This is a genomic window from Veillonella parvula (genome assembly GCF_032472435.1).
Lineage (GTDB): Bacteria > Bacillota > Negativicutes > Veillonellales > Veillonellaceae > Veillonella > Veillonella parvula_N.
This window is the reverse complement of record NZ_JAWEGM010000001.1, coordinates 422,169-448,391: the sequence shown is the minus strand read 5'-3', so window position 1 is coordinate 448,391 and position 26,223 is coordinate 422,169. Positions and strand designations below refer to the sequence as shown.

Annotated in this window: 32 protein-coding genes and 1 riboswitch; of the genes, 31 read left to right on the top strand and 1 reads right to left on the bottom strand. The window is 35.6% G+C overall.

The window, feature by feature from the left end; translation table 11 throughout:
- The first annotated feature begins 112 nt into the window (after positions 1-112).
- The 8 genes from E7A03_RS02055 to E7A03_RS02020 all read left to right on the top strand — a co-directional run bounded on the left by E7A03_RS02055 (position 113) and on the right by E7A03_RS02020 (position 6,591).
- Positions 113-967 carry a ChbG/HpnK family deacetylase gene (locus tag E7A03_RS02055; protein ID WP_004695765.1) on the top strand — a complete coding sequence of 285 codons (855 nt, stop codon included), beginning with the start codon at positions 113-115 and terminating at the stop codon, positions 965-967.
- A complete protein-coding gene (locus tag E7A03_RS02050; protein WP_195394793.1) occupies positions 964-1,956 on the top strand; it encodes a lysylphosphatidylglycerol synthase transmembrane domain-containing protein in 993 nt (330 codons plus the stop codon). The genes E7A03_RS02055 and E7A03_RS02050 overlap by 4 nt, the downstream gene beginning before the upstream one ends.
- A 13-nt stretch (positions 1,957-1,969) precedes the next feature.
- Complete coding sequence (locus E7A03_RS02045; RefSeq protein ID WP_004695770.1) at positions 1,970-2,419, top strand: ACT domain-containing protein; 450 nt, start codon at positions 1,970-1,972, stop codon at positions 2,417-2,419.
- A gap of 24 nt (positions 2,420-2,443) precedes the next feature.
- Positions 2,444-3,733: a homoserine dehydrogenase gene (locus E7A03_RS02040; RefSeq protein ID WP_316059631.1), complete on the top strand. Its 1,290-nt coding sequence runs from the start codon at positions 2,444-2,446 to the stop codon at positions 3,731-3,733.
- Between the two features lie 2 nt (positions 3,734-3,735).
- A complete protein-coding gene (thrB, locus tag E7A03_RS02035) occupies positions 3,736-4,650 on the top strand; it encodes a homoserine kinase (protein WP_221740994.1) in 915 nt (304 codons plus the stop codon).
- Positions 4,651-4,705: 55 nt separating this feature from the next.
- The gene (gene htpX / locus E7A03_RS02030) at positions 4,706-5,581 is read left to right on the top strand and encodes a zinc metalloprotease HtpX (protein ID WP_004695776.1); all 876 of its coding nucleotides are present in this window, start codon (positions 4,706-4,708) and stop codon (positions 5,579-5,581) included.
- 22 nt (positions 5,582-5,603) lie between these two features.
- The gene (gene ndk / locus E7A03_RS02025; RefSeq protein ID WP_004695778.1) at positions 5,604-6,011 is read left to right on the top strand and encodes a nucleoside-diphosphate kinase; all 408 of its coding nucleotides are present in this window, start codon (positions 5,604-5,606) and stop codon (positions 6,009-6,011) included.
- Between the two features lie 64 nt (positions 6,012-6,075).
- Complete coding sequence (locus E7A03_RS02020) at positions 6,076-6,591, top strand: cob(I)yrinic acid a,c-diamide adenosyltransferase (RefSeq protein ID WP_004695779.1); 516 nt, start codon at positions 6,076-6,078, stop codon at positions 6,589-6,591.
- A 46-nt stretch (positions 6,592-6,637) separates the two neighbouring features.
- Here E7A03_RS02020 and E7A03_RS02015 read toward each other — a convergent pair whose 3' ends face one another.
- Positions 6,638-6,973, bottom strand: a complete 336-nt coding sequence (locus tag E7A03_RS02015) for a hypothetical protein (RefSeq protein WP_004695781.1) — start codon at positions 6,971-6,973, stop codon at positions 6,638-6,640.
- A gap of 63 nt (positions 6,974-7,036) precedes the next feature.
- Here E7A03_RS02015 and cobU point away from each other — a divergent pair, with 63 nt between their 5' ends.
- From cobU to recN, 23 genes are all read left to right on the top strand, one after another.
- Complete coding sequence (cobU, locus tag E7A03_RS02010) at positions 7,037-7,615, top strand: bifunctional adenosylcobinamide kinase/adenosylcobinamide-phosphate guanylyltransferase (protein ID WP_004695782.1); 579 nt, start codon at positions 7,037-7,039, stop codon at positions 7,613-7,615.
- Entirely contained in the window at positions 7,608-9,125 is a 1,518-nt protein-coding gene (locus E7A03_RS02005; RefSeq protein ID WP_004695784.1) for a cobyric acid synthase, read from the top strand. The genes cobU and E7A03_RS02005 overlap by 8 nt, the downstream gene beginning before the upstream one ends.
- A gap of 12 nt (positions 9,126-9,137) precedes the next feature.
- Positions 9,138-10,130 (top strand): adenosylcobinamide-phosphate synthase CbiB, encoded by a 993-nt coding sequence (cbiB, locus tag E7A03_RS02000; RefSeq protein WP_004695785.1) that lies wholly within the window; start codon positions 9,138-9,140, stop codon positions 10,128-10,130.
- Positions 10,130-11,023 carry an adenosylcobinamide-GDP ribazoletransferase gene (cobS, locus tag E7A03_RS01995; RefSeq protein ID WP_004695787.1) on the top strand — a complete coding sequence of 298 codons (894 nt, stop codon included), beginning with the start codon at positions 10,130-10,132 and terminating at the stop codon, positions 11,021-11,023. The genes cbiB and cobS overlap by 1 nt, the downstream gene beginning before the upstream one ends.
- A gap of 73 nt (positions 11,024-11,096) precedes the next feature.
- The gene (locus E7A03_RS01990) at positions 11,097-11,981 is read left to right on the top strand and encodes a GHMP family kinase ATP-binding protein (protein WP_004695788.1); all 885 of its coding nucleotides are present in this window, start codon (positions 11,097-11,099) and stop codon (positions 11,979-11,981) included.
- A 24-nt stretch (positions 11,982-12,005) separates the two neighbouring features.
- Positions 12,006-13,136, top strand: a complete 1,131-nt coding sequence (locus E7A03_RS01985; RefSeq protein WP_021148138.1) for a pyridoxal phosphate-dependent aminotransferase — start codon at positions 12,006-12,008, stop codon at positions 13,134-13,136.
- A 7-nt stretch (positions 13,137-13,143) separates the two neighbouring features.
- The gene (cobC, locus tag E7A03_RS01980) at positions 13,144-13,782 is read left to right on the top strand and encodes an alpha-ribazole phosphatase (RefSeq protein WP_004697091.1); all 639 of its coding nucleotides are present in this window, start codon (positions 13,144-13,146) and stop codon (positions 13,780-13,782) included.
- On the top strand, positions 13,782-14,480 hold the full coding sequence (locus E7A03_RS01975; RefSeq protein ID WP_021148139.1) for a pseudouridine synthase: 699 nt from the start codon (positions 13,782-13,784) through the stop codon (positions 14,478-14,480). Before cobC ends, E7A03_RS01975 begins: the two co-directional genes overlap by 1 nt.
- A 70-nt stretch (positions 14,481-14,550) precedes the next feature.
- Positions 14,551-15,624, top strand: coding sequence for a M24 family metallopeptidase (locus E7A03_RS01970; RefSeq protein ID WP_008600917.1), 1,074 nt, complete (start codon positions 14,551-14,553; stop codon positions 15,622-15,624).
- 15 nt (positions 15,625-15,639) lie between these two features.
- Positions 15,640-16,197 (top strand): elongation factor P, encoded by a 558-nt coding sequence (gene efp, locus E7A03_RS01965; RefSeq protein ID WP_316073617.1) that lies wholly within the window; start codon positions 15,640-15,642, stop codon positions 16,195-16,197.
- Between the two features lie 135 nt (positions 16,198-16,332).
- Positions 16,333-16,713, top strand: coding sequence for an Asp23/Gls24 family envelope stress response protein (locus E7A03_RS01960; RefSeq protein ID WP_004695801.1), 381 nt, complete (start codon positions 16,333-16,335; stop codon positions 16,711-16,713).
- Between the two features lie 11 nt (positions 16,714-16,724).
- Positions 16,725-17,120 carry an Asp23/Gls24 family envelope stress response protein gene (locus E7A03_RS01955; protein WP_004695803.1) on the top strand — a complete coding sequence of 132 codons (396 nt, stop codon included), beginning with the start codon at positions 16,725-16,727 and terminating at the stop codon, positions 17,118-17,120.
- Positions 17,110-17,514, top strand: a complete 405-nt coding sequence (gene nusB, locus E7A03_RS01950; protein WP_316073616.1) for a transcription antitermination factor NusB — start codon at positions 17,110-17,112, stop codon at positions 17,512-17,514. Before E7A03_RS01955 ends, nusB begins: the two co-directional genes overlap by 11 nt.
- Positions 17,514-18,467 carry a Kae1-like domain-containing protein gene (locus tag E7A03_RS01945; protein ID WP_316073615.1) on the top strand — a complete coding sequence of 318 codons (954 nt, stop codon included), beginning with the start codon at positions 17,514-17,516 and terminating at the stop codon, positions 18,465-18,467. The genes nusB and E7A03_RS01945 overlap by 1 nt, the downstream gene beginning before the upstream one ends.
- Before the next feature lie 2 nt (positions 18,468-18,469).
- Positions 18,470-19,693: an exodeoxyribonuclease VII large subunit gene (gene xseA / locus E7A03_RS01940; protein WP_316073614.1), complete on the top strand. Its 1,224-nt coding sequence runs from the start codon at positions 18,470-18,472 to the stop codon at positions 19,691-19,693.
- Positions 19,668-19,874 carry an exodeoxyribonuclease VII small subunit gene (xseB, locus tag E7A03_RS01935; RefSeq protein WP_119562956.1) on the top strand — a complete coding sequence of 69 codons (207 nt, stop codon included), beginning with the start codon at positions 19,668-19,670 and terminating at the stop codon, positions 19,872-19,874. Before xseA ends, xseB begins: the two co-directional genes overlap by 26 nt.
- A 9-nt stretch (positions 19,875-19,883) precedes the next feature.
- Positions 19,884-20,762 carry a polyprenyl synthetase family protein gene (locus E7A03_RS01930; protein WP_316073613.1) on the top strand — a complete coding sequence of 293 codons (879 nt, stop codon included), beginning with the start codon at positions 19,884-19,886 and terminating at the stop codon, positions 20,760-20,762.
- A 28-nt stretch (positions 20,763-20,790) separates the two neighbouring features.
- Positions 20,791-21,270, top strand: coding sequence for a divergent PAP2 family protein (locus E7A03_RS01925; RefSeq protein ID WP_316073612.1), 480 nt, complete (start codon positions 20,791-20,793; stop codon positions 21,268-21,270).
- Complete coding sequence (locus E7A03_RS01920) at positions 21,267-22,070, top strand: TlyA family RNA methyltransferase (protein ID WP_316073611.1); 804 nt, start codon at positions 21,267-21,269, stop codon at positions 22,068-22,070. Before E7A03_RS01925 ends, E7A03_RS01920 begins: the two co-directional genes overlap by 4 nt.
- A 9-nt stretch (positions 22,071-22,079) precedes the next feature.
- Entirely contained in the window at positions 22,080-22,964 is an 885-nt protein-coding gene (locus E7A03_RS01915) for an NAD(+)/NADH kinase (RefSeq protein ID WP_024061669.1), read from the top strand.
- Between the two features lie 24 nt (positions 22,965-22,988).
- Positions 22,989-23,564: a tRNA 5-(aminomethyl)-2-thiouridylate-methyltransferase MnmM gene (mnmM, locus tag E7A03_RS01910; protein ID WP_021148148.1), complete on the top strand. Its 576-nt coding sequence runs from the start codon at positions 22,989-22,991 to the stop codon at positions 23,562-23,564.
- Between the two features lie 320 nt (positions 23,565-23,884).
- Positions 23,885-24,340: an arginine repressor gene (gene argR, locus E7A03_RS01905; RefSeq protein ID WP_004695825.1), complete on the top strand. Its 456-nt coding sequence runs from the start codon at positions 23,885-23,887 to the stop codon at positions 24,338-24,340.
- 4 nt (positions 24,341-24,344) lie between these two features.
- Positions 24,345-26,009 (top strand): DNA repair protein RecN, encoded by a 1,665-nt coding sequence (recN, locus tag E7A03_RS01900; protein WP_287501874.1) that lies wholly within the window; start codon positions 24,345-24,347, stop codon positions 26,007-26,009.
- Positions 26,010-26,050: 41 nt separating this feature from the next.
- Positions 26,051-26,223: riboswitch (Lysine riboswitch) on the top strand.

The window sequence follows — 26,223 nt, the reverse complement described above, 5'->3', positions numbered from 1 at the left end:
TACAAGTAGAGGGCTTTTGTATTGATTTTTTAGTTGTGTATTTGGTACAATAACATATATCCTTTGTGGGAGAACAAAGTTCTCCCTTTTTTTCATGAAAAGGAAGATAACTATGTCCAAATTAATTGTAAATGCAGACGATTTTGGCCTTCATAGTGCAGTTAATGCTGGTATTATTGATGGTCATCGTAGGGGTATTATTACCAGTACCTCTTTAATGGCAGGAGGAGAAGCTTTTACAGAAGCCGTAAGTATGGCAAAACAGAACCCTAAGTTGGGCATTGGTATTCATATTACCTTGGTAGGTGGGGTGAAACCAGTATGTGATCCATCAGAAGTTTCATCACTTCTCACACCAGAAGGTGTATTTCCAGAGAACTATGTAGAATTTATTAAACGTATTTACTCTGGCAAAATCAATTATAGTGAATTACGTAAAGAGATTCATGGACAAATAGCTCAAATAATGGATACCGGCTTAAGGGTAACTCATATTGATGGACATCAACATATGCATGTTCTACCAACGGTATTGCCAATTGTGATTGAACAGGCAAAATCCTTTGGTATACATGCTATACGTATACCCGATGAGTCTACTGGTTTTATGAATTATATGTATTCCCCAATTCGATTTCTTGGTAAAGTTGGTTTATCAACGGTTGCGGCTAATGCGCGACCAATCATACGAAATAATTGTATGACTACAACCCAATATTTTTGGGGCATGGTAAATGGAGGCCATATAAATCAGAAATCTCTAATGGGTATCCTAAAAGCGGTAAATAAACATTCTGGTACCCATGAATTGATGGTTCACCCAGGTAGTAATAGTAGTATTCTTAGTAAGCTTTATAATTGGGGTTATCATTGGGAAGATGAGTTGCAAGCACTCTGTTCCAGTCATACGCGATTATATATAAGTCAACATGATATAGAGCTCATTAATTATGGAGACTTGGTATGAGTAAAATGATGAAGAGAGGCATCTTTATGTTTCTCTTGTTGTTGGCTGTATCAATTGGTATCATTTACTATACTATTGATTTAGATGCATTGAAAGCCATATCATCTTTTAATAGTATTTCCTTATTATTAGCTGTAGTTGCTTTAGTATCAGGTATGTATTTTGATGGATTACGACTTCAAAGGCTCGTAAAAATTGGTGGTTACAAGTTATCGATACGAGCAGTGCTACGAGTTATTTTTAGTAATTATTTTATGGCTATGTTGACACCTGGAGCTAGCGGGGGGGCTGTCGCGCAAGTACTGGTGTTGAGAAGTTATGGCGTACCTATATCTAAAGGTACACCGATTGTATTAATACGTACCGTATTTTCCATTATGTTTTTGGTCATTATGCTGCCATTAGTATTCTTACGAGATGCTATTGAAATTCCATATATCTCTCGTGATATGCTTTTGATTTTTGCCGTGCTTGCTGTTATAGCGGCCTTAGTGGGAACTTATATATTACAGACTAAATATATGCGTCAATTTGTCTATAATCTAGCACAACGATTTAAAGCACATAACACTAAAGATTGGCTTTCTAAATTAGAAACATTAAATCAAGGTCTTGGTTTACTTTATAAACAACCTGTCCAATCTTTAATAGTTTTTATTGAATCTGGTTTGAGTTTATTATGCTTATATTGTATTGCACCCGCTTTAATGTATGCTTTCACACCAGATATTTCTATTATCGATATTTTAGATCGCATGATTTTATTAAATCTTATTTTGTATTTTGCACCAACCCCAGGGGGAACAGGCATTGCAGAAGGTCTATTTGTAGTATTATTTAGTGCCTTTGTACCTAATGGAACAGTGGGCATCATCGCTGTAGGATGGCGTGTTGTGGCTGAATATATGCCATTCTTCATCGGTATGTATGCAGTATTAACATTATATGGACGACAATTCGTTGCCCAAGAAACTTCAAGAGAACAATAAGGGAGTGTGCTCTATGTCTAAACCAAAAAAAGATAAATTTTATCTGGTTCAAGAAGATATTTTACCAGAGGCTATAAAAAAGACGATAAAAGTAAAAGAAATTCTAAAACTAGGTGAGGTTAAAACAATTAACGAAGCAGTTGAAAAAATGGATTTAAGTCGATCTGCGTATTATAAATACAAGGATTATGTTTTTCCATTTTTTGAAATTGCTCAAGGGAAAATTGTTAGTATTTATGTTTCTATGTCAAATGAATCTGGTATGTTATCAAGCGTTTTGAAAGCCATTGCTGAACGTAACGGTAGTATTTTAACGATTAATCAAGATATTCCATTACAAGGCATTGCGAATAGTAGTATTTCTTTTGAAACCAAGGATTTACAAGGTTCATTAGAAGATTTATTGCTAGATATTCGCTCTATGAAGGGTATTATCAAGGTAGAGATTTTAGGCCAAGCATAGGCTAATTAAGAGAGTAGGACGATTATGACCACTATAAAAATTGCTTTATTAGGTTTTGGTACTGTTGCACAAGGTACTTTTAACTTATTGCAAGACAATGCTGAATTAATTAAAAATCGTACAGGTGTCAATGTTGAAATTTCAAAAATTTATGTACGAAATCCAGAAAAATATAGTCATATTACATTACCAGAAACAGCTAAATATGTAACTGATATTGATGAAGTGTTAAAAGACGATTCCATCCAAATGGTAGTGGAATTGATGGGTGGTACAAACTTTGCAAAAGATTGCGTAGAAGGAGCCTTAAAAGCTAAGAAGAATGTGGTAACTGCAAATAAAGATTTACTAGCAGAAGCTGGTCCATACTTATTAGACTTAGCGAGTAAAAATGGGGTAGATCTACGTTTTGAAGCATCTGTTCTAGGTGGTATTCCTATAATCCGCACATTATATGAATCGTTAGCCGGTAATCGTATTACTGAAATCATTGGTATTATGAATGGTACTACAAACTTTATTTTGACTAAAATGTCTGAAGAAGGTTTAAGCTACCAAGATGTATTGAAAGAAGCACAAGATTTAGGATATGCAGAGGCAGATCCTACAGCTGATGTAGAAGGACTTGATGCAGCTCGTAAATTGGCAATCCTTGCATCTATTAGCTTTAACCGTCGTATTTTCTTTGAAGATGTAACTGTAGAAGGTATTACTTGTATTGATACTGAAGATATAAAATTTGGAAAAGAGTTTGGTTACAATATTAAATTATTAGGTATTGCTAAAGAAACTGCTCAAGGATTATCTCTAAATGTATATCCTGCATTTATTCCTACGACACACCCATTAGCATCTGTTCGAGGATCCTACAATGCAATTTATGTTAAGGGCAATGGTATCGATGATGTCATGCTATATGGTCGTGGTGCAGGTAGCTTACCGACAGGTAGTTCTGTAGTATCTGACATAATGGAAGTGGCAAAGAATGTCTCTTATAATGAAACAGGGCGTTTGAAACCGTTCTATTATGATCAAAAAGATATTTATTCTCCAGGTAAAATCCAATCTAGCTACTACTTGCGCTTAGCAGTGGATAATAAAACAGGTGTTCTAGCAAAAATCTCTGCAAAATTAGCAGAACAAAAAATTTCTGTTTTATCCATCGTTCAACGAAATATGAATCCAGAAACTGCAGTTCTTGCTATTGTTACATCTAAATGCCCAAGATCTTATATTTTAAATCTTATAGACTCTTTTAATAGCTTGCGCTCCGTTAAGGCTGTTAATAGTGTTATTCGTATTATGGAAGCTTAATTATGAATACTGTTCGTGTACAAGTACCTGCCACTAGTGCAAACTGTGGTCCAGGTTTTGATTGCTTAGGATTAGCACTAAATCTTTATAATATATTCAGCTTTACACCAGATGAAAATGCTACAGAATATACATATACTTTTGAAGGTTTTGGTGCGGATATTTTACGCGCTGAAGATCCTAAAAAGAATCTAATTGGTTTCGCTATGGATCAAGTTTTTGCTACTGCTCAAGAACCAATTCGATATGGTCATATAACTTCTGAAACCTTGATTCCTCCCTCTCGTGGACTAGGTAGTAGTAGTACGGCTATAGTAGGGGGACTTTTACTGGCGAACGCATTAGTAAAGCATCCACTTTTAAAAGAAGAGTTACTAGTTATAGCAAATCGTATGGAAGGTCATCCAGATAATGTAGCGCCAGCTATTTACGGAAATTTATGTTGTGCTACAGGTTTAAAAAATAAGGTACTAAACACGGTCATTTCTATTCCTCCGGAGCTACATTTTGCTGTTGTAGTACCAGAAGTCATGGTATCTACTGAGTATGCTCGTTCTGTGCTACCAAATCATATTCCATTCAAAGAAGCTGTACAAAATGTAAGTCATGCTTCATTATTTGTAACAAGCTTAATTACGCATCAATTAAGTAATTTATCTGTTGCCTTAGATGACAACTTGCATGTACCTTATCGTAAGACATTGATTCCTCATTGTGATGAAGTTTTTGAAGCCGCAAAAGTTGCTGGAGCTTACGGTGCTACTATCAGTGGATCGGGTTCTACTCTAATTGCATATGTTGATAAAGCTCATGTACAAGAGGTAGCAAAGGCTATGGGGGCTGTATTCACAGCAAATGAGATTGAAAATAAAATATATTGCTTAGAAGCTGATACAACTGGAGCGTTAATTATATAGTTTATGGTATAATTATAGTGTTAGGCATAGTCCATAACAATAATTGGAGGAAACTATGAACAATATAAAAACAACACTTTTGTTAGCTACGCTAACGGCCATTTTAGTGGTTATTGGTGATATGATTGGCGGCAGAAGCGGTATGATTATGATGTTTGTCATATCCATGGGTATGAATTTTATGTCTTATTGGTACAGCGATAAAATCGTTTTAGCCCAATACAATGCTCAACCTGTTACTGCACAGTCTAATCCAAAACTATATGCAATGGTAGAGAAATTGACTAAAAATGGTAATTTACCAATGCCAAAGGTTTATATCATTCCCAGTGAAGTACCGAATGCATTTGCAACAGGTAGAAATCCTAGTCATGCAGCAGTTGCTGTTACAGAAGGTATCCAACGTCTATTAACTGATGAAGAATTAGAAGGTGTGCTTGCACATGAATTAACACATGTTAAGAATCGAGATACATTGATTAGTACAATTGCAGCTATGATGGCTGGTGCTATTTCTATGATAGCCAATATACTTCAATTCACTGCCATATTTGGGCGCTCCGATGATCGAGAAGGCACTAACCCTTTGGCGCTTCTTGGTACGATCATTATTGCACCTATCGCAGCTGGTCTTATTCAGATGAGTATTTCCCGTACTCGTGAGTTTTTAGCTGATGAGGGAGGCGGAGATATGTGTCGCAACCCATTAGCACTGGCTTCTGCACTTGCAAAAATTGACTACTACTCTAAACATGGTGCATTGCCTAATGCAAGTAATGCTACAGCCCATATGTTTATTATTAACCCTATGATGGGAATTGGTGAAAGCTTGAGCAATCTTTTTAGTACACATCCTCGCACGGAAGAACGTATTCAAAAGTTAAAGAAACAAGCTATGAATCCAAAGTATAAAGAAAAGGTAATATTATAATTAGTATCTACTGGAGGGTATCATGCAAGAAACATTAGTTTTAATTAAACCAGATGCAGTTAAACGTCAATTAAGTGGTGAAATCCTTAGCCGTTATGAACGTAAAGGCCTTGTTATTAAAGCATTAAAACTCTTACAAGTACCTCGTGAATTAGCGGAAGAACACTATGCAGAACATAAGGAAAAGCCATTCTTTGGTGAATTAGTTGATTTTATTACATCAGGCCCAGTTCTTGCTTTTGTGTTAGCTGGTGAGAACGCAATTGTATCCGTACGTGCTTTAAACGGAGCAACAAATCCTGTAGATGCTGCCCCTGGTAGTATTCGTGGTGACTATGCCCTAACAATGGATGCTAACGTAGTACATGCTTCTGATTCTCCAGAAGCTGCTGCTCGTGAAATTCATCTTTGGTTCCCTGAATACAAATAATCTCAAGGTTGGGATCATTTAGCTTTTATTTCTACATCCATGTATATCTATAGGAGGTAATCATATGGCAAGTAGTGTTTATACAAAAACAGGTGATGCTGGTACAACTGGTTTATACACGGGAGAACGTGTACAGAAATCATCTTTACGCGTAGAAGCTTATGGTACAATCGATGAATTACAAGCTTTTTTAGGATTGGCTCGCGCTTATGCTGAAAATCCACGTGTTGCTGCTGAATTATACGATATTGAGCGAAACTTATGGACATTAATGGCTGATATTGCAAGTTTAAATACTGCTCCGGTAATTACTGAGCAATATGTAAAGCATTTAGAAAAAGTTATTGATCGCTTTGATGCAAAGTTAGAACCTTTATCTAGTTTTGTCATTCCCGGTGAAAAACAATCTTCTGCTTATTTACATGTAGCTAGAACGATTACTCGACGTGCGGAACGCGCTTTATGGCGAGTATTAGACGCTGGTGAAAGTGTTCACGAATCTAATTTAAAATACTTAAATCGTCTATCCGACCTTTGCTTTATCTTGTGTCGTGTAGAGGAAGAACTTGGAGCTGAATAAACAAAAAAAGCTATGTATTTTACATAGCTTTTTGCTCGTTATAGACCTATTGTGAAATTGTTTGGTTTAAAACATCTTGAGGGCTAGGATAGTAAAAGAAGATATGAGGAATTTCATAACGGAATTTTTCTCTTAATAAATTGGCTAATGTTGTTTCAAAGTTTATAATTTTATCAGCGCCGAAATCAAAGTCTTCAACTAATACTAATAGTTGTGCTTCAACTTGCGGTGCATTTTCAGGTAAAGCTTCTGGTGGTAGAGGAACATTCACTACTACTCGTGCAGTACCAATATATTTACCTTGTCCGTCATCGATGGCAACACGATATGTATTATCCCATAGCGTAGCCATCATTTTTAGTTTCATATTCATAATTTCCATAGTATCGCTCCTTTGTTATACTTATAATGATACTGAAATTATAAATTCTTGTATAGGTGCATTATGAAATCACAAATTATATTGTGTTCCGGTGGGGCACGCAGTGGAAAAAGTGAATTTGCTGAACGTTTAGCATTGGCTACAAAGGGGCCAAAAGCTTATGTAGCTACGGGCCAAGCTTTTGATGAGGAAATGGTGGATCGCATCAAAAAACATCAAGAGCGACGAGGAAAAATATGGAATAATTTTGAAGTACCTTTACATTTAGCTGATGAATGGGAAAATATCAGTCAATCAGCAGATGTAATTCTTATAGATTGTTTAACCATGTTCACTACCAATCACATGATGGCTTATGGCTCCATTCGTGGTCAAGAAGATGCTAATAGATTAGAACAGACAATACTTTCAGAATTAGACACTTTATTAGACTCGATACAATCATGTGAAGGTAAAACAGTTATATTTGTGACCAATGAAATTGGGTTAGGTATTGTGCCGGATAATAAACTGGCTAGATATTTTAGAGATATTGCTGGTCGTGTGAATCGAGCAGTAGCTTCTGTTGCAGATAAACTCTATTTAACAATTAGTGGTGTTACCATTGAATTGAAATCACAGGAGGTTCATATAAATGGCTAAGAAAATCATGTTTCAAGGAACGAGTTCTAATGTAGGTAAAAGTATTCTTTGTACTGCATTATGCCGTATTTTTTATAGAAAAGGTTTTAAGACCGTTCCTTTTAAAGCACAAAATATGGCCCTCAATTCTTATGTGACAAAATGGGGCGATGAAATTGGCCGTGCTCAAGTCGCTCAAGCCGAAGCCGCTGGTATTGATCCAATTGTTCAAATGAATCCTGTGTTATTAAAACCTACAGGAAATCAATCGTCTCAAGTTGTATTGATGGGGAAACCTGTTGGCGTATATAGTGCCAAAGAATATCATACAAAATATTCACTAACCGCTTTAGATAAGGTTAAAGAATCTATTGATTTCTTAGACTCAAATTTTGATATGATGGTTATCGAAGGTGCCGGTAGTCCTGCAGAAGTTAACTTAAAAGCAAATGATATTGTAAATATGCGTATTGCCAAGATGACTCAAGCTCCAGTTTTTCTCATTGCAGATATTGACCGAGGTGGTGCTATTGCGTCCATTGTTGGTACCTTAGAATTATTAGAACCAGAAGAACGCGATCTTATTAAAGGTATCGTTATCAATAAATTCCGTGGTGATATCAAACTATTAGAACCAGCTCTTACATTTATTGAAGAAAAAACAGGTAAAAAAGTGGTAGGTGTTATTCCTGCCATTGAGAACCTCGATATTGATGAAGAAGATTCTGTTGCATTAGAGAACAAACGCAATAGTGGTACTAAAGATATTCAGGTCGTAGTTATGCAAACACCTAAAATCTCTAATTTTACAGACTTTGATGCACTTAATTATGAGCCAGATGTATCTGTCCGTTTTGTAGGCCCTGGAGATGTTATCGGTACGCCAGATTTAATTATATTACCTGGTTCTAAAAATACATTGGCTGACTTAACATATTTACGTGATACAGGCTTTGCTGATGAAATCAAAAAATTGGCTGCTCAAGGTACACCTATTATCGGTGTTTGTGGCGGTAACCAAATGTTAGGTAAAACTATTTATGATCCGCATCATATGGAAGGTGATATCGAGGAAATTGAAGGACTTGGCCTTGTTGAATCCTCCACGACTATGAAGGCTCAAAAAACTACCCATCAAGTACAATTCAATGTATCTAATTTACAGTTTTTAAATGGTACTTTCAGGGGTGAAAAATTAGTAGGCTATGAAATTCATATGGGGGATACTACGCCACTAGCAGATTCGGTGTCTCGTTGCTTTACAATTACAAGTCGCAGTGAAGAGGCTGTCAATGTTATTGATGGTTTTATTGATGGTAATCATCAAGTAATGGGTACATATATTCACGGTGTATTTGATAATGACGAGTTTAGACGTTTTATTATCAATCAATTACGTGAACGCAAGGGATTACAACCATTAGATGTAGTATTCCATTATTTTGACCATAAAAATGCGGCATATAATCGCTTAGCTGATATTGTGGAGGAACATCTAGATATGGATTATATTATGTCTACCTTGGGATAGTAGAGGAGATATATGGAACATTTAGCAATTTTTCACTGGTTTTCAAAGTATAACTTTGTGTGCATACCAGTTTTAGCATTTTTATTGGATTTAATTATTGGAGATCCCAATAGTAAATATCATCCAGTGGCCATTATTGGACGTATAATATCTTTTTTTGAAGCCGTTCTTTATAAAGACACTGATAATGATACGAAGAAATTGTGGTACGGTGGTATTGCAGTAGGTTTAATTCTTATATCGGTATATATCATAGTATCTTTATTGTTATGGCTAGGTGGAGTAGTAGACGAATGGGTATACTATGCTTTCGAAGTAGTGATCCTCTACATTGCCATTTCTCCACGTTCATTGGCTGGCGCAGGTTTTACCATTAGTCAGTTAATAAAACAAGGTAATATTGTAGATGCTCGCAAACGTTTATCATGGATTGTGGGACGAGATACGGAAGACTTAGATGAAAGCGAAATCACTCGGGCTACAGTAGAAACGATTGCGGAAAATACGGTAGATGGTATTATTGCACCTTTTTTCTTTTTTATTATCGGTGGCCCTATGGGGGCTATTCTTTATAGAACTGCTAATACTATGGATTCTATGTTAGGCTATAAGAATCAAAAGTACTTGTACTTTGGTCGCGTAGCTGCACGCTTTGATGACATATTAAATTGGATTCCTGCCCGAATTACCTTTGTATTATTTGTAATTTCTGCATTCTTTTTACGCTTTGATGCTAAAAAGGCAATAGAAATCGGTTTACGTGATGCAAAAAAACATCCTAGTCCTAATGGGGGGTATGCAGAAGCACCTGTGGCAGGGGCCTTACATATCCGTTTAGGTGGTTACAATCAGTATTTCAAAAAAATGACCTTCCGTGAATATATGGGGGATCCTATTGAAAAGCTAAACCGTAACCATATTACTCGAACAATTTATATGATGTATGTTACGACTATACTAATGGTTATCATTAGTACAGTCATTACCTATGGGATGAATGTATAATGACACCTTTTTTTATAGCACTACAATTTTTAACGCGTTTAAAAATTGTAAATCAAACTGAATGGTCTGTAGAGGACTTTGGTAAATCTGTTGTAGCCTTTCCTTATGTGGGCCTTATTATTGGTCTCATATTAGCTATATTATATGGCGTATTATCGCCATTTATTCCGATTATGCCATTGATGTTAATTATCGTTGTGGCTGAGTTTTTAATAACTGGTGGCCTTCATGCTGATGGTTTGATGGATACAAGCGATGGTTTGTTTTCCGGCCGTGAAAGAGAACGTAAACTAGAAATCATGAAAGATAGTCGTATAGGCTCCTTTGGAGTTGTTGCTTTTGTATTTGTTACACTTTTGAAATGGCAATTATTAGCTTCGATTCCATCGGCTGAATTTATACCTATGGCACTCATTATGATGCCTTTAATGAGCCGTTGGTCTATGGTTTTTAGTATTCGATCCTATCCATATGCTAGAGAACAGGGGATGGGGGCAGCATTTGCTAATTTAGCACCTAAACATGTTATTACTTATAACACCATATCTACGTTCTTTATGCCTATTCTATTACTATTAATCGGTTTAGTATTATATACACTTTTATATGGTGCTTATGCAATTTTATCAGCACCTGATGTAGGATATTTGGTAGGATTAGGTGTGTTAGTATATGCTACTATAGGTATTTTCCAAATCAATATTGTTAGCATGATTATTACGTATATTATTAACCGATTATTAAACCGCTATATTGTAAAAGCGTTAGGTGGCACTACTGGTGATACATATGGATTTGTTGTGGAAGTAACTGAAGTATTATTGATACTGGTATATAGCATAATTTTATCTATACTATCAGCTACGGTAGTTAATAATCCAACTATGTTCTAACTCTAAATTTTTGATTTTCAAAGTTTTAATATTTTTAGAACGTATACTTTATTTGATGTGAAAGGAGTTTAATGTGACCTATTATGTAAGAGCCCCAGGTACATGTGGGGAATTTCTACAAGGTTCTATTGATGGTCAGTCATTTTTAGTGACATGTCCAATTAATCGATACTCCTACGCATTGAGTAATGTAATACAACCTTTTTCTAAAGAATTTTGTGCACTTCAACCAAAATCGGCACAAGCTCGTAAATTAGTACAAGAGTTGGTCCAAGAAAAAAAGAAAAATCAAATTTGCCCGCCTGTGTATGTAAGATCCGATATTCTACAAGGAAAAGGCATGGCTTCAAGTTCGGCAGATATTTCTGTAACAGCTATGGCTACAGCTTTGGCCATGGACTATGATTTATCATTAAAAGAACTTGAGCAAATTTGTCTATCTGTAGAGCCTACAGATGCCTCTTTTTATCAAGGTGTAACTCAGTTTGATTATATTAAAGGGACTATCTCTAAGCCATTAGGTATGTGCCCACCTTTAAAAATCCTCGTTTTTGACGAAGGCGGTAGCATTGATACAGTTAGCTTTAATAAACAAGCAGATTTACAAAATAAAATTTTAGAAAAAGAATCTATTATACAAGAATCCTTTGATTTGTTTAAACAGGGGCTTACAACGCATGATATAAAACTCATTGGCCAAGCTGCTACATTGAGTGCTTTTGGCAATCAGCGTATTTTATATAAACCTAATTTATATGACTTTCACGATGTAGGTAATTCTTATAATAGTGTGGGAACAATCATTGCTCATAGCGGAACCATTATGGGACTATTATTCCCCGTTGATTATGGTCGTATTGATGATTGTAAGAATGAGATTTTGCGTAAATTGCCACAATTAACCTATGTAGATACGGTTGAAACTACGAATGAAGGATTAACTTATATCAAACGATAAAGTATTTCATAGAAAGAGAATAGTATGTCTAAAATACATGGGGGCAATATTTTTCAGTTTGCCCATGAACAACGAATTGAACCATACGAGGTTATTGACTTTAGTGCTAATATCAATCCACTAGGCCCTAGCCAACGTGGCTTATCTGCATTAGAATCTCAATTGCGATATATATCACATTATCCGGATGCTACAAATGATGATATATTAAATGCCATTGCTGATATCTATGGTATGAATAAAAATCAAATTGTAGTTGGTAATGGAGCGGCAGAGCTATTATATGCAATTTGTCGGTTACCTGGCTATACGGGCGCTTTTGTTCCCGCACCAGGTTTTTCTGAATATAAAGCAGCTTTAGAAGCAAGTAGAATTCCAGTACGCGATATTTATTATAGACCACGGGAAGATGAACATGGAAAACCTTATTTTGAGGTTCCTTATTTAGCATTAGAAACTTTTGCAGCTGAGTTAAAGGGGCAAGATGGTCGTATTATTGTATTTCTAGGTAATCCCAATAATCCAGATGGTACGTTACTTGATAAGAATCATATTCGTACTATTGCAAGCATGCTGAAAGATGCTAATAGTTTACTTGTTATAGATGAGTCCTTTATCGATTTTGTTGGTAACGACACATTACAAGATAATGAATACTCCATGCGCTCCCTAGTTAACGAGTTTGATAATATTATCGTGGTTCATTCTTTTACAAAATTCTATGCCGTGCCAGGGCTACGAATTGGTGCTGCTTTCAGCAATCCTCTTATCATTGAGCAACTAAATAGTTTTATTCCAACTTGGTCTGTTAATACATTAGCTCAATCCTATACAGAGGCGGCTTTGAATGATGTAGAGTATGTGAAACGAACAAAACAAGTATTACATGAAGAGCAACTTTTTATGTATAACTCATTAGATACTATAGATGGTATTACTATATATCCGCCTTCAGCTAATTTTATGTTGTTCCACATTGAACAAGAAGGAATAACAGCAGAGTCGATTAATGAAGCGCTTAAAAAATATAATATGATTGTTCGCAACTGTGATTCTTATATGGGATTAAATAATCAATGGGTTCGCGTTGCAATAAAAGATCATGATACTAATGTTAAGTTAGTAGAAAAATTAACAGATATTTTGAAAGTATAGGAAGACTATGAAGACATTGTATATTGTGCGCCATGGTGAAACTGATTGGAACAAAATGGGAAAATACCAAGGCATCACAGATGTTCCACTTAATGAAAATGGTTTAAATCAAGCAAAGGCATGTGGTCAGGCTCTTAAAGATGTTAAATTTGATCGCATATTATCTAGTGATTTGAGTCGTGCTTTAGTTACAGCTGAAGTCATTCGCGGTGAACGTACTACTCCTATTACAGTAGATAAACGCTTACGAGAACTTAATTTTGGCGATTGGGAAGCTATGTTATTTTCAGATATCGAAGATCGTTGGCCTGGTTTGATAGATGAAATGTATTTGCGACCACATCTAGTTAAGGTTCCTAATGGTGAAAGCTTTAAGAATTTACAAGACCGTGCATGGGCAGGTCTAGAGGAATTCATCAATGTTAATAATGAGGAGGAAACACTTCTCATTGCTTGTCATGGTGGGACTATACGAACATTATTGTGTAAATTATTAGATATTTCCATTAGTCATTGTTGGAATTTTAGTCAAGGTAATACAGCAATTAATCGTATATTCTATAATGGCATGGGAGAATTTGATCATAATATTTTAAACTTGCTCAATGATACAGCACACGTAGATGTATTACAAGGTCATGCATAATGCGACTAGATAAATTATTAGCCAATAAAGCTTATGGTAGTCGAAAAGAAGTCCATCAACTCATAAAGGATAGAAGAGTTACCATCAATGGCAGTATAACAACGAAAAAAGATACTCACATTGATATTGATGTTGATATAGTTGCTGTTGATGGTAAGGTTGTTAGTACTACTCAACTATATTATGTAAAATTTCATAAGCCAAAGGGCTATGTTACAGCGGTAGAAGATTCTAATCACCCTGTTGTTATGGATTTACTCCCTCTAGAATTCATAAAAATGGGAGTTGTTCCAGTAGGCAGATTAGACAAGGATACAGAAGGACTTTTATTATTAACTAATGATGGTGTGTGGGGACACTCTATCATCAATGGTAATAAACATGTGCCTAAAGTTTATTACGTAGAATTTGAAGGAACGCTATCTGATGAAGGTATACAACGTATTAAAGAGGGAATTCTTCTTGGAGATGGTACGCAATGTAAACCGGCAGAAATTGAATTTGTATCGTTACATTCAGTACATGTAACGATTGAAGAAGGCAAGTATCATCAAGTTAAGCGCATGATTGGTGCTGCAGGTGGTACTGTAACATATTTGAAACGTCTTACGATTGGTCATATTGATTTAAGTGGCATTGAAGAGGTTGGTTCTGCAATGGAATTGACCGTTGAACAGATAGAGGGCTTTAAAAAATAGCATAAAATTCTATTCAATATAGGTATTTTATGGTAAGATTAATTGTACTTTATAGACTAGGAGCAAGATTATGAATGGATTAAATCTGCTACAACAGTATATTAAAGAGCAAGAATTAACAGGCGTCATTTTAATAAGCCCTATAAATCTACATTATTTTGCAGGCTTTACTGGTACTACAGGCTTTGCTATCATTACTCAAGATAAAGCCTTTATGATTACTGATTTCAGATATACTGAACAAGCAACAAAACAATGTGAAGGGTACACAGTTATTCAATATGAAACAACTGTTATGGATACTCTTGTAGATATATTCAATGAACATCATATTCACGAAGGTTTATTCGGTATAGAAGGCAAACAAATGCCTGTGGATACGTATGAAACTTTATGTGATACATTAGATGAACGCTTTAAGTTTACATCTATCAATTTTGCAAAACTACGTGCGGTTAAGCGTGAAGACGAATTAGACTTATTGCGTAAAGCTGCTAAAATTGGTGATGATGCTTTTGCTGCCTTGCTACCACAACTAAAGGTAGGGATGACAGAAAACGAAGCGCGCATTATATTAGAATCAGAAATGTTAAAACGTGGATCAGAGGAACCTTCCTTTGCAACCATTGTTGCTTCTGGTAATCGTTCTAGTATGCCTCATGGTGTAGCCAGTGATAAGGTCATTGAAGCAGGTGATTTTGTTACCTTTGACTTTGGTGCGGTATATAAGGGTTATCATTCTGATATGACTAGAACTATTGTAATGGGGCCTGCCTCTGAATTACAAAAGAAGCTGTATGGTATAGTTTTAGAAGCACAAAAACGTGGCGTAGCTGCAGTTCGGGCTGGTATTACTGGTAAAGAACTTGATGCAGTTTGTCGTGATTATATTAAAGAACATGGATATACCAAGGAATTTAATCATGGTACTGGACATGGCGTAGGTCTTGAGATTCACGAAGAACCAGTAGCCAATACTAAATCCGATACGGTATTTACAGAAAATATGATCATTACGGTAGAACCTGGCATTTATATAACAGGTACTATCGGATTGAGAATAGAGGATAGTGTCATCGTCAAATCTGACGGCTATGAGGTGTTGACACATAGTCCAAAAGAGTTAATTGAAATAGGTATTTAGAAGGAGAAGAGTTAGATGATTTCCAGTAATGATTTTCGTCCAGGTGTAACCGTTGAAATTGACGGTAATGTATGGCAAGTAGTTGATTTTCAACACGTTAAACCAGGTAAAGGTGCTGCATTCGTACGTACTAAAATGAAAAACTTGCAAACTGGTTCTGTAGTTGAGCGTACATTTAATGCAGGTGAAAAAGTGCCTAAAGCACATGTTGATCGTCGTCGTATGCAATACTTATATGAATCTGATGGCTCTTATACATTCATGGATAACGAAACTTATGATCAAGTTGAACTTACCCTTGAACAATTAGGTGATTCTAAAAACTTCCTTCTTGAAAATATGGAAGTATCCATCATGTTCTTCCAAGGTATCGTAATCGGTATCGATTTACCTGTAGCTGTTGAACTTCGCGTAGTTGAAACAGATCCTGGTATCCGTGGCGATACTGCAACTGGTGGTAATAAACCAGCCGTATTAGAAACAGGCTACACTGTAAAAGTACCTCTCTTCATTGAAGTAGATGATGTACTTCGTATTGATACTCGTACAGGACAATACATCGAACGTGCCTAATACTCATTGATATGTATTGGGGCAAGATCTTTTCAAGGAATCTTATTCCCCATATATCGTAACATTTGCATTGTAAGCACTTGTCGTCTATGTAATTATATATAGGGACAGGTGCTTTTTTTGAAAGAGGCCAGTATGACCAAGAAAAATACTGAACTAGAGTCGGGTAAGATTAAGATTAATGATGATGTATATGCTACAATTGTAACAATGACAGCGCTTGACACAAAGGGAATTCATCATATGAGTTCCACCTTTAATGATGGCGTTAACACTTTTTTTAGACGTAAATCCGATCATGAAGGTGTTAAGATATCCTTTAACGATGAAGGAGCAATATCAGTTACACTATATGTGTGCATTCAGTATGGATATCGTATTCCTGATGTTGTTTTACGTCTACAAGAGCGCATTAAAACTGCTTTAGTCTCTTATACAGAAATTGAGGTTCAAACTATTGATGTAGTTGTACAAGACATTATTTTTGATGATTTAGTAACACCTCAACAGCCATAGGAGGTATCTCTATGAGTTCAGATAATCAATTAAATTATGGTTTAGACACGGATACCATTGATATTGCAGATTCTGTCATCATTGATGTAGCAACAAAAACTTTAGGAACCATTCCTGGTATTCATTCTTTAAGCCCACGCTTTTACGATGAGTTGGTAGAGGGTATTACCCATGCTTTTGGTCAGCGTAGCTTACCTGGTATCAATGTAAAGCATCGTAAAGGTTTTATTGAAATTAACATTTATATTAAAGCATTGTATGGATATAATCTCATTGAATTATCGAAACAATTGCAATTAGAAATCAAACAAACCTTAAAAAATATGCTAGATCTTGATCATATTAAGGTTGATGTACATATTGAAGGTATTGTAAAAGAAAAGGAGCCAGTTTTACATGGTAACTAAGCGAAATCGGCGAGAGGCTCGTCAATACGCATTCCAAATGTTATATGCCAATGAATTTCATACTGATCAAAATGATGTTCAATTTCCCGAAGGAAACATTCATAAAGCAATGGATAAAGCATATGCAAATAGTATTATAGAGGGTGTACTATCAAATGTTGAAGCAATTGATGCTACATTACAGCCATTCTGTAAATCTCGTAAAGTAGCAAATTTAGATAAGGTGGATCGTTCTATCTTACGTATTGCTGTTTGGGAAATGACCAATAAAGTGAAACCTTTAGAGCCATCTATTGCTATTAATGAAGCCATTCAATTAGCTAAAGAGTTTGGCTCTGATGCATCTTATAAATTAATTAATGCAATCTTAGACGCATATAATAAGAGTAAATAATGAAACGATATTACTTAGGCCTTGATACGAGTTGTTACACTACAAGTTGTGCCATTGTAGATAGCGACTTTCACATAGTAGGGGAAGCACGTAAAATCTTAGAGGTAAAACTAGGTGAGCGAGGACTACAACAATCAAATATGGTCTTTCAGCATACAAAGGCATTGCCTAAGTTAATGTCAGAGTTGCCTCAGGTACCAATTAGCGGTATAGGTGTTAGTGGCTTTCCGCGCCGTGAAGAACGCTCTTATATGCCTGCCTTTATGGTCGGGTTAGGACAGGGGCAAACCTTGAGTCATCTTATGAATGTGCCTTTACATATTTTTGCACATCAAGAAAATCATATATTAGCTGCACTGAGAGATTTAGCACATATCCCGACGGATCCATTTTTGGCATTACATCTGTCAGGTGGTACTACAGAGCTAGTATATTGTCATTATCAAGGTGAAGGAATTTTTGAATCTCAGATTGTTGGCGGTTCTAAAGATTTGCAAGGTGGACAATATGTTGATCGCATAGGTGTCGCGTTGGGTTTACCATTTCCTGCAGGTAAACATTTAGAGGCATTAGCATTACAAACTACAGAATATGAACCATTGCCATCATCTGTAAAAGACGGATGGATTAGCTTTGCCGGTCCTTGTAGTGCTGCTATGCGGCGTATAAATAACGCTATGAGTGATATAGATAAATCTAAGTTAGCTAGAGCTGTTTTTACTTCCATTGGAAATGCTCTAGAAAAAATGATTACTTATCATACTAAAGAGAAATCTGTACGTGCACTCATTGCTGTAGGTGGTGTGATGAGCAATAGTTTACTTCGTAAGCGGATGGAAACCTATTGTAAACGAAATCATCTCCAATTACATGTAGCACAGCCACAATTCTCTGTTGATAATGCCACAGGTAATGCTTTTGGTGCTGCTTATTTACAAAAATCTAGAGGATAATCGTGAATGTATTAACCATTACACAATTAAACAATCTCATAAAACGTACTTTAGATCGTGAATATCTATTAAAGAATGTATATGTAAGTGGTACCATTATTAATGCAAAACGTCATAATAGTGGTCATATGTATTTTTCTTTAAAAGATGAGGAATCTGCTATTGATGTGACAATGTGGTCTAGTACAGTCATACAAAAGGGACTAGCTAATGCCATTCAAAATGGTTTATTAGTAACTGTAAAAGCATCTGTTAACTTTTACAATAAAATGGGCCGTTTAAATCTCATTGCATCAGATATGCAGATAGGTGCTAAAAGTCCGTTACAGCTTGAATTTGATGCTCTAAAACGAGAGTTAACTGCTTTGGGGTACTTTGATGATAGCCATAAAGTAGGTTTACCCTATATGGCGAGTTGCATTGGTATTGTTACATCCCAATCTGGTGCTGTATTACATGATATTCTACATGTTAGTAAACAACGCAATCCACTAGTTCAATTTAAATTGTTTTCCGTTCCTGTACAAGGTAGTACCGCAGGCCCAATTATAGCAAAAGGAATTGCTACGGCAGATGCTGATCCAGATATTGATGTCATCATCGTTGGTCGTGGTGGTGGATCTATGGAGGACTTGTGGTGTTTCAATGATAGAGCTGTTGTAGAGGCAATTTATAATGCTCATACACCGATTATTTCGGCGGTAGGTCATGAAACAGATTACACCTTATGTGATTATGTAGCTGATGTACGTGGTGCTACGCCTAGCCATGCTGCAGAAATGGCAGTACTTCCAATTACTACATTACAAGATCAGTTGACAGAAAAAGAAGAGTATTTACACGAATATATACGCTATACACTACAACAAAAACGTACAGATTTAACATTGCTCTTTAATCGAAAACTTGGCATTCCAGCTCTGCAATTTTTACATAAGCAAAAATCACACTTACAAGAGCTTTCACAAACTCTAACTAATGCAACTAAAGAACGATGTAATGCAGAGAGACATAACTTAGCATTATTGGCACAACAGTTAGAGTCACTAAATCCATTACAAATGATGATTAAAGGTTTTGCAAAGGTTGAGCATGATAACAAACCTATTACATCGGTTGCCCAATTACAACCAAATGACGATATACGAGTTACACTAGCTGATGGTTATATTACTGCTACGGTAAAGGAGGCGCACAAGGATGGCCACATCACTAAAAAGTTATGAGAAAAAATATAAGGCCTTAGAAGATATTGTTAAGCAATTAGATGATGGGGATATGACCATTTCTGAGCTTTTATCACAATATAAAAAGGGCTTAACTTTGGTAAAAGAATGTGCTGAAATGCTCGATTCTGTTGAAGATGAAGTACAACAAATTATCGAAGAAGTCCGCATCAGCGAATAAGGAGATTCTATGTTCAAAGATTATTTAGCATCTAGCAAACAAAATATTGAACAATGGTTAGGCGAAGTACTTAATAGCCCAAATCAAGAATTTGAACAACTTTATGAATCTATGAATTACAGTTTAATGCAAGGTGGCAAACGAATACGACCTATTTTAACTAAGGCTGTGTTGGAAATGCTTCATAAAGAGCCAGCTGATTATAAGGAATTTCTATGTGCTATGGAGTGTATCCATACGTATTCATTAGTTCATGATGATTTACCAGCTATGGATAATGATGATTATCGCAGAGGTAATTTGACCAATCACAAAGTATACGGTGAGGGACTTGCTATTTTAGCCGGTGATGGGTTATTAACATATGCCTTTCAATTGATGACTTCAAATACAGTTGCTAGTGCACAGCAAAAACTAGATGCTATACAATGTGTTGCTACTGCTGCTGGTCCAGAAGGTATGGTTGGGGGACAAGCCTTTGATTTACTCAGTGAAGATAAACATATTCCTTTAGAAGAATTAAAGGTTTTACATACTGGTAAAACAGGTGCACTATTTAACGCTTCTGTAGAATTAGGTCTTATTCTTGGAAGTGCTAATAATACTACGCGAACAGCCCTTATGGAATATTCTAATTGCCTGGGATTATTATTCCAAATTACTGATGATATTTTAGATGTAACCGGTACTATTGAAGAATTAGGAAAAACACCCGGTAGTGATATTCGCCAACATAAATCTACCTATGTATCTTTACTAGGTTTAGAGCAAGCAAAACATCAAGCCTACTTAGTAGGTAGCCAAGCTCATGATGCGTTAAACTTGGTTTCTTATGATACAACTATACTATCAGCATTAATTGATTATCTTTTAGAACGTACGAATTAATAGGTATTACCTGTAGAAGGTATAAACAATGATTGATATATTACCACAAATAGCACATAATTATATCGCACAAGCTGCATTTTGGGGCTGGTTTACGGCTCAAGCTATCAAATTTGTATGGCAACTCTTAAGACATGGTAAATTCCGACCAGAGCGCCTTGTTGGATCTGGTGGTTTTCCAAGTTCACATACATCATTTGTAATTGCTACAACAACAGCGATTTACCTTAAAAATGGTGTAACGGATCTATTTATATTATCCTTAGTATTTTCAATTGTTGTTATGTATGATGCGTCTGGTGTACGATTAGAGGCAGGACGACAAGCTCAAATACTTAATCAAATTGTAGATTATTTTACCAAAAAGAATATACCTGTTGTCATTACACGTAAAGAAGCATTAAAAGAGTTGTTGGGACATACACCTATCGAAGTATTTGGTGGTTTAATTCTCGGTATTTTCGTGGCCTTTATTCAGTTTTATTGTATTTATCATGGTGTAATATGAGCAATAAAGAACGATTAGATATACTCCTCGTTAATCGAGGGCTTTTTGAAAGTAGAGAAAAAGCAAAAGCAGCTATTATGGCGGGCCTTATATTTATGGATACTATGCGCATAGATAAAGCAGGCACCAAGATTCCTGCGGATGCTAATATTATTGTAAAAGGCAATACTCTACCTTATGTAAGCCGTGGAGGACTTAAATTAGAAAAGGCTATTCAAACTTACCCTATCGATTTACATGGGGCTGTGATGATTGATATAGGAGCTAGTACAGGTGGTTTTACAGATTGCGCATTACAAAACGGTGCGTCTAAGGTCTTTGCCATCGATGTAGGATATAATCAATTAGCTTGGAAATTACGCCAAGATTCACGTGTAATTAATATGGAGAAACAAAATATCCGTACTGTTACTGCTGAACAAATAGGTGAACTTGTTGATTTTATTTCTATTGATGTAGCATTTATTTCTTTAGACAAAGTTTTACCAGTAGCTACTAATTTATTAAAAGATACGGGCTCACTTGTGGCCTTAATAAAACCACAATTTGAGGCTGGTAAAGAAAATGTTGGTAAGGGCGGTATAGTGCGAGATAGTGAAATCCATAAAGAAGTTTTACATCGTATTTTACACGTTGCGTATGATTGTGGATTGTATACACATGGCTTAACTTTCTCACCAATTAAAGGTATGGAAGGTAATATAGAGTTTTTAGGTTATTTTAAAAAGTACGAAGAAGGGGCCTTAACCATTGATGATACTTTGATTGATACAGTGGTTGCAGAAGCCCATTCATTATAGGAGATTACTATGCGTATCGGATTCTTTCCCAATATGGGGAAAAGCAATATTATGGCAGTTCTAAAAATGGCTGCACATATTTGTAAAGATGAAGGTATCGAAGTATTTTTGCCAGATGATCTCGAATCAGATGCACCTGCACGAGTACTTAAGATTCCTGAAACTCATATTTTAAGTCGCCCAGAAATCTTCAAACAAATCGATATTGCCTTTAGTTTTGGTGGTGATGGTACCATCATCCATCTTGCAAGACAAATTTATCCATATAATGTACCTGTTTGTGGTATTAATCTTGGCGAACTAGGTTTTTTAAATCAAATTGAAATTCATCAAATGCAAAGTCATATTAAACGTATTGCTAATGGTGATTATAATATTGAAAAGCGTGGACATTTATATGCTTATATAGAACGTCATGAGGGTAAAGAGGAAGAACTAGTTCCTATCATTAACGAAATTGTTATCACTCGTGCTGAGCCTGCTAAAATGGCTCGAATTAATATGTCCATAAATAATCAACACACGCAAATGTATCCATCGGATGGTTTAATTATTTCCTCTGCTACAGGTTCTACCGGCTATAATCTATCGGCTGGTGGTCCAATCATGAAACCAGATAATCGATCAATCATTGTCACCCCAGTAGCACCACATTTAATTCAAGGTGTAAGCCTTGTTTTGGAGGAACATGATACGATTCAAATTACAATGCCGGAAAGAGAACCACAATTACATATTTGTATTGATGGTACATTTGACTATACTTTTACAAATAAAGAAACCTTACATATAAGTTCTAACCCTGTATATTGTTTATTTGTACGATTCAAGGATCAATGTTTCTTTGGTACTCTATTTAAAAAGTTAGCATCTCGTCGAGATGAATTGTTATAACCAAATCTCAAGTGGGGTGGTTTTGTGATTAACATTAACAATGCTGTTCAATTCCAACATTTAATCTGGGATCGATGCATGGAAAATGCCAAAGTGGTAGTAGATGCTACATGTGGTAATGGCCATGATCTTTTATACCTTTCTAAACGGGCACAAAAAGCATGCCATCTATATGGAATTGATATTCAAATGAAAGCTATTAAAACTAGCAAGGAGCTTTTACAATCAAATGATATTGCGCCAGAAGTAAGTTTAACGTTTATTCATGACTCTCATGATTTGGCGGTAGCTCATCAATTAAAAGATGAAGTTATTGATTTAATGATTTTTAACCTCGGATATTTACCTGGAGGAGATCACCAAGTTGTAACAAAACCGCACCAAACCATTGATGCCATAAATGAAGGTTTACAAAAACTTTCCAAGTCTGGAGTTATTACAATAGTTGCTTACCCTGGAACAACAGAGGGATTTGAAGAAATGCAGTCTCTTAAATCGTATTTATCAGATTTAGATCAGAAAATATATAATGTATGTCATTGGCATCCGATGAACCAAATACATAATCCACCTGAGTTATTTATATTGCAAAAACGATAAAACGAAATATATCTTTATTCATTATGAATAAAACTCATACTCAGTTAGTAAAACCCCCTTTATAGGGGATTTTAATTATACATGTATATTTTTCTATTTTTAAATTATTAATTCCCTATAAATAGATGAACCTTATGAGCTATGAATTTGTACGTTATCAATATATAGAATATTAACAATATTTTAAATATTAATATAATATGCATAAGACGTATAATATATGCGATTTATACCATATATTAATTATGAATATATGGTATAATATTATCAGAAAGATACTATTCTCTTTTATGTGCAAGGTTTAAAAAAGGGAGTTCAAAATGAAACGCTATCGCTATAACAAAATTAAAGAGATCGTGCAGTCCAAGGCGATTGAAACACAAGAGGAATTAGCTGCGGCTTTACTAGAAGAAGGTATTGAAGTTACACAAGCTACAGTTTCTCGTGATATTAAGGAATTAATGTTAATCAAAATTCCTACAGGCGATGGACATTATCGTTATGCATTATCTCCAGAGGAAAATGTAGTTTTATCTCGTAGCCGTATTAACCGACTATTCCAAGATTCTTTGATTAAGGTTGATCACAGTTTAAACCAAGTTGTATTACATACAATCCCTGGTTCTGCTCAATCTGTAGCATTTTCTATCGACCATGCAAAATGGACTGAAATTATTGGTACATTAGCAGGGGACGATACTATTTTGTTAATTGCAAAATCCGAAGCTGAAGTTCCAGCAATTTTAGCGAAAATTCAAGATTTAATGAAGGACTAATAATATGTTAACGCAAATGAGCATTCGCAACTTTGCGTTGATTGAGCAAATGAATATTTCATTTAATGATGGCATTACTATCTTTACCGGCGAAACTGGGGCAGGGAAATCCATTCTTATGGATGCCTTTAGTATCCTATTAGGAGAACGCGCAAGTAGCGAGTTTATTCGTCACGGTAAAGATAGTTTTGTTATTGATGGAATATTTGATATTGCTAATCACCAAAGTATTCAAGACCTATTAGAGTCTAAAAATATCATGATAGAAGAAGGCCAGTTAATTCTATCTAGATCTTTTAATCGTAATGGCAAATCTAGTATATTGGCTAATGATCAACCAATACCTTTAAAAGCTTTAAAGGAGATTGGTCAATACTTAGCAGATATTCACGGACAATATAGCAACCAACGTTTACTAGACACTGATATACATCATGAATATTTAGATACTTTTAATAAAGAAGGAAAAGAAGCCTATAAAGCTTATACTGATGCGTATAAAATTTATAAGCAAGCAAAACAAGATGTAGATCATTTACAAGAGAATATGTCTGAGCGAGCCCGGGAGCTTGATATGCTTAGATACCAAATCGACGAAATTGAAGATGCTGGTCTGAGTGTTGGTGAAGATGTAACTATTGCTGAAGAACTTAAGCGTCTAGACAGTTTTGAACATATCGATAAGGTATTAGGTTCTTGTTATGATGCCTTTTATAATGGACGTCAACCATTACTTGATACGATTAACTCGATTAAGGTAGAGGTTAATGATCTAGTAAAATATGACAGTGAGTTAAAAGAAGTCTCAGAAATGGTGGACTCTGCTTATTTCCAACTAGAAGAAGCTGCACAGTCTTTAGATCGTTACAGGGATACTATCAGCTACGATGAAGAACGTTATAAGTATTGCCAAGACAGAGATACCACAATTTATAGCTTAAAGAAAAAATATGGTGAAACCGTAGAAGATATTCTAGCATACGAAGAAAAGGCGCAATCTCGTTTAGAAGAACTAGAAGGCCTTGTATTTGCTCAAGATGAATTAGAAACACGTTTTGAAGAAGCAAAAAGGGTAGCAGAAGAAGCGTTAACAGTTTTACACGAGGTACGTCAAAAAAATGCAAAAGAGATTGCTACGGCCTTACATCAAGAATTAGTGGATCTAGGGATGCCCAAAGGGGATATTCAATTTCATATTGAAGAGGGAACTGAATTATCCTCATTAGGTGCAAAGTCTATTGAAATGTTATTCTCCGCAAATAAAGGGGAACAGTTATTACCTCTACATAAAGTAGCATCTGGCGGTGAGTTAGCTCGCATTGCATTAGCCTTTAAATCAGTATTCCGCAGTGACGCTTTTAAAACGATGGTATTTGATGAAATTGACGTTGGTATCAGCGGTGATATAGCACTTAAGGTGGCAGAAAAAATACTTAATTTATCTAGAACAAATCAAGTATTTTGTATTACCCATTTGCCTCAAACTGCAAGTATTGCGAAACAACACTATCATCTATCTAAAATCGAGGAAGATGATCGTACAATCTCTACATTAGTAGTCTTAAATGAGGAAGAACGAGTAACACAAATCGCGTCTATGATGTCTGGTAAGGGAATGTCTGCTACAGCACTTGCGGCGGCGAAAGAACTTATTGACCATTTTAATTGACTAATATCGCATAATTACTTATACTAATAGTATTAAATGAATATGTTGATAGAGGTGCGAGTATTAAGAGTAATCATGAGGAGTAGGCATGCATTGATCCATGATAAAAGGGATGCTTGCCGAAGTTCGATGATTGCGACTCATCGTTCTGGTTGTCTATTTAATAGATAGACAACTGTCATCAATCTTGTATTGGTGGAGTGCTATCATTGAG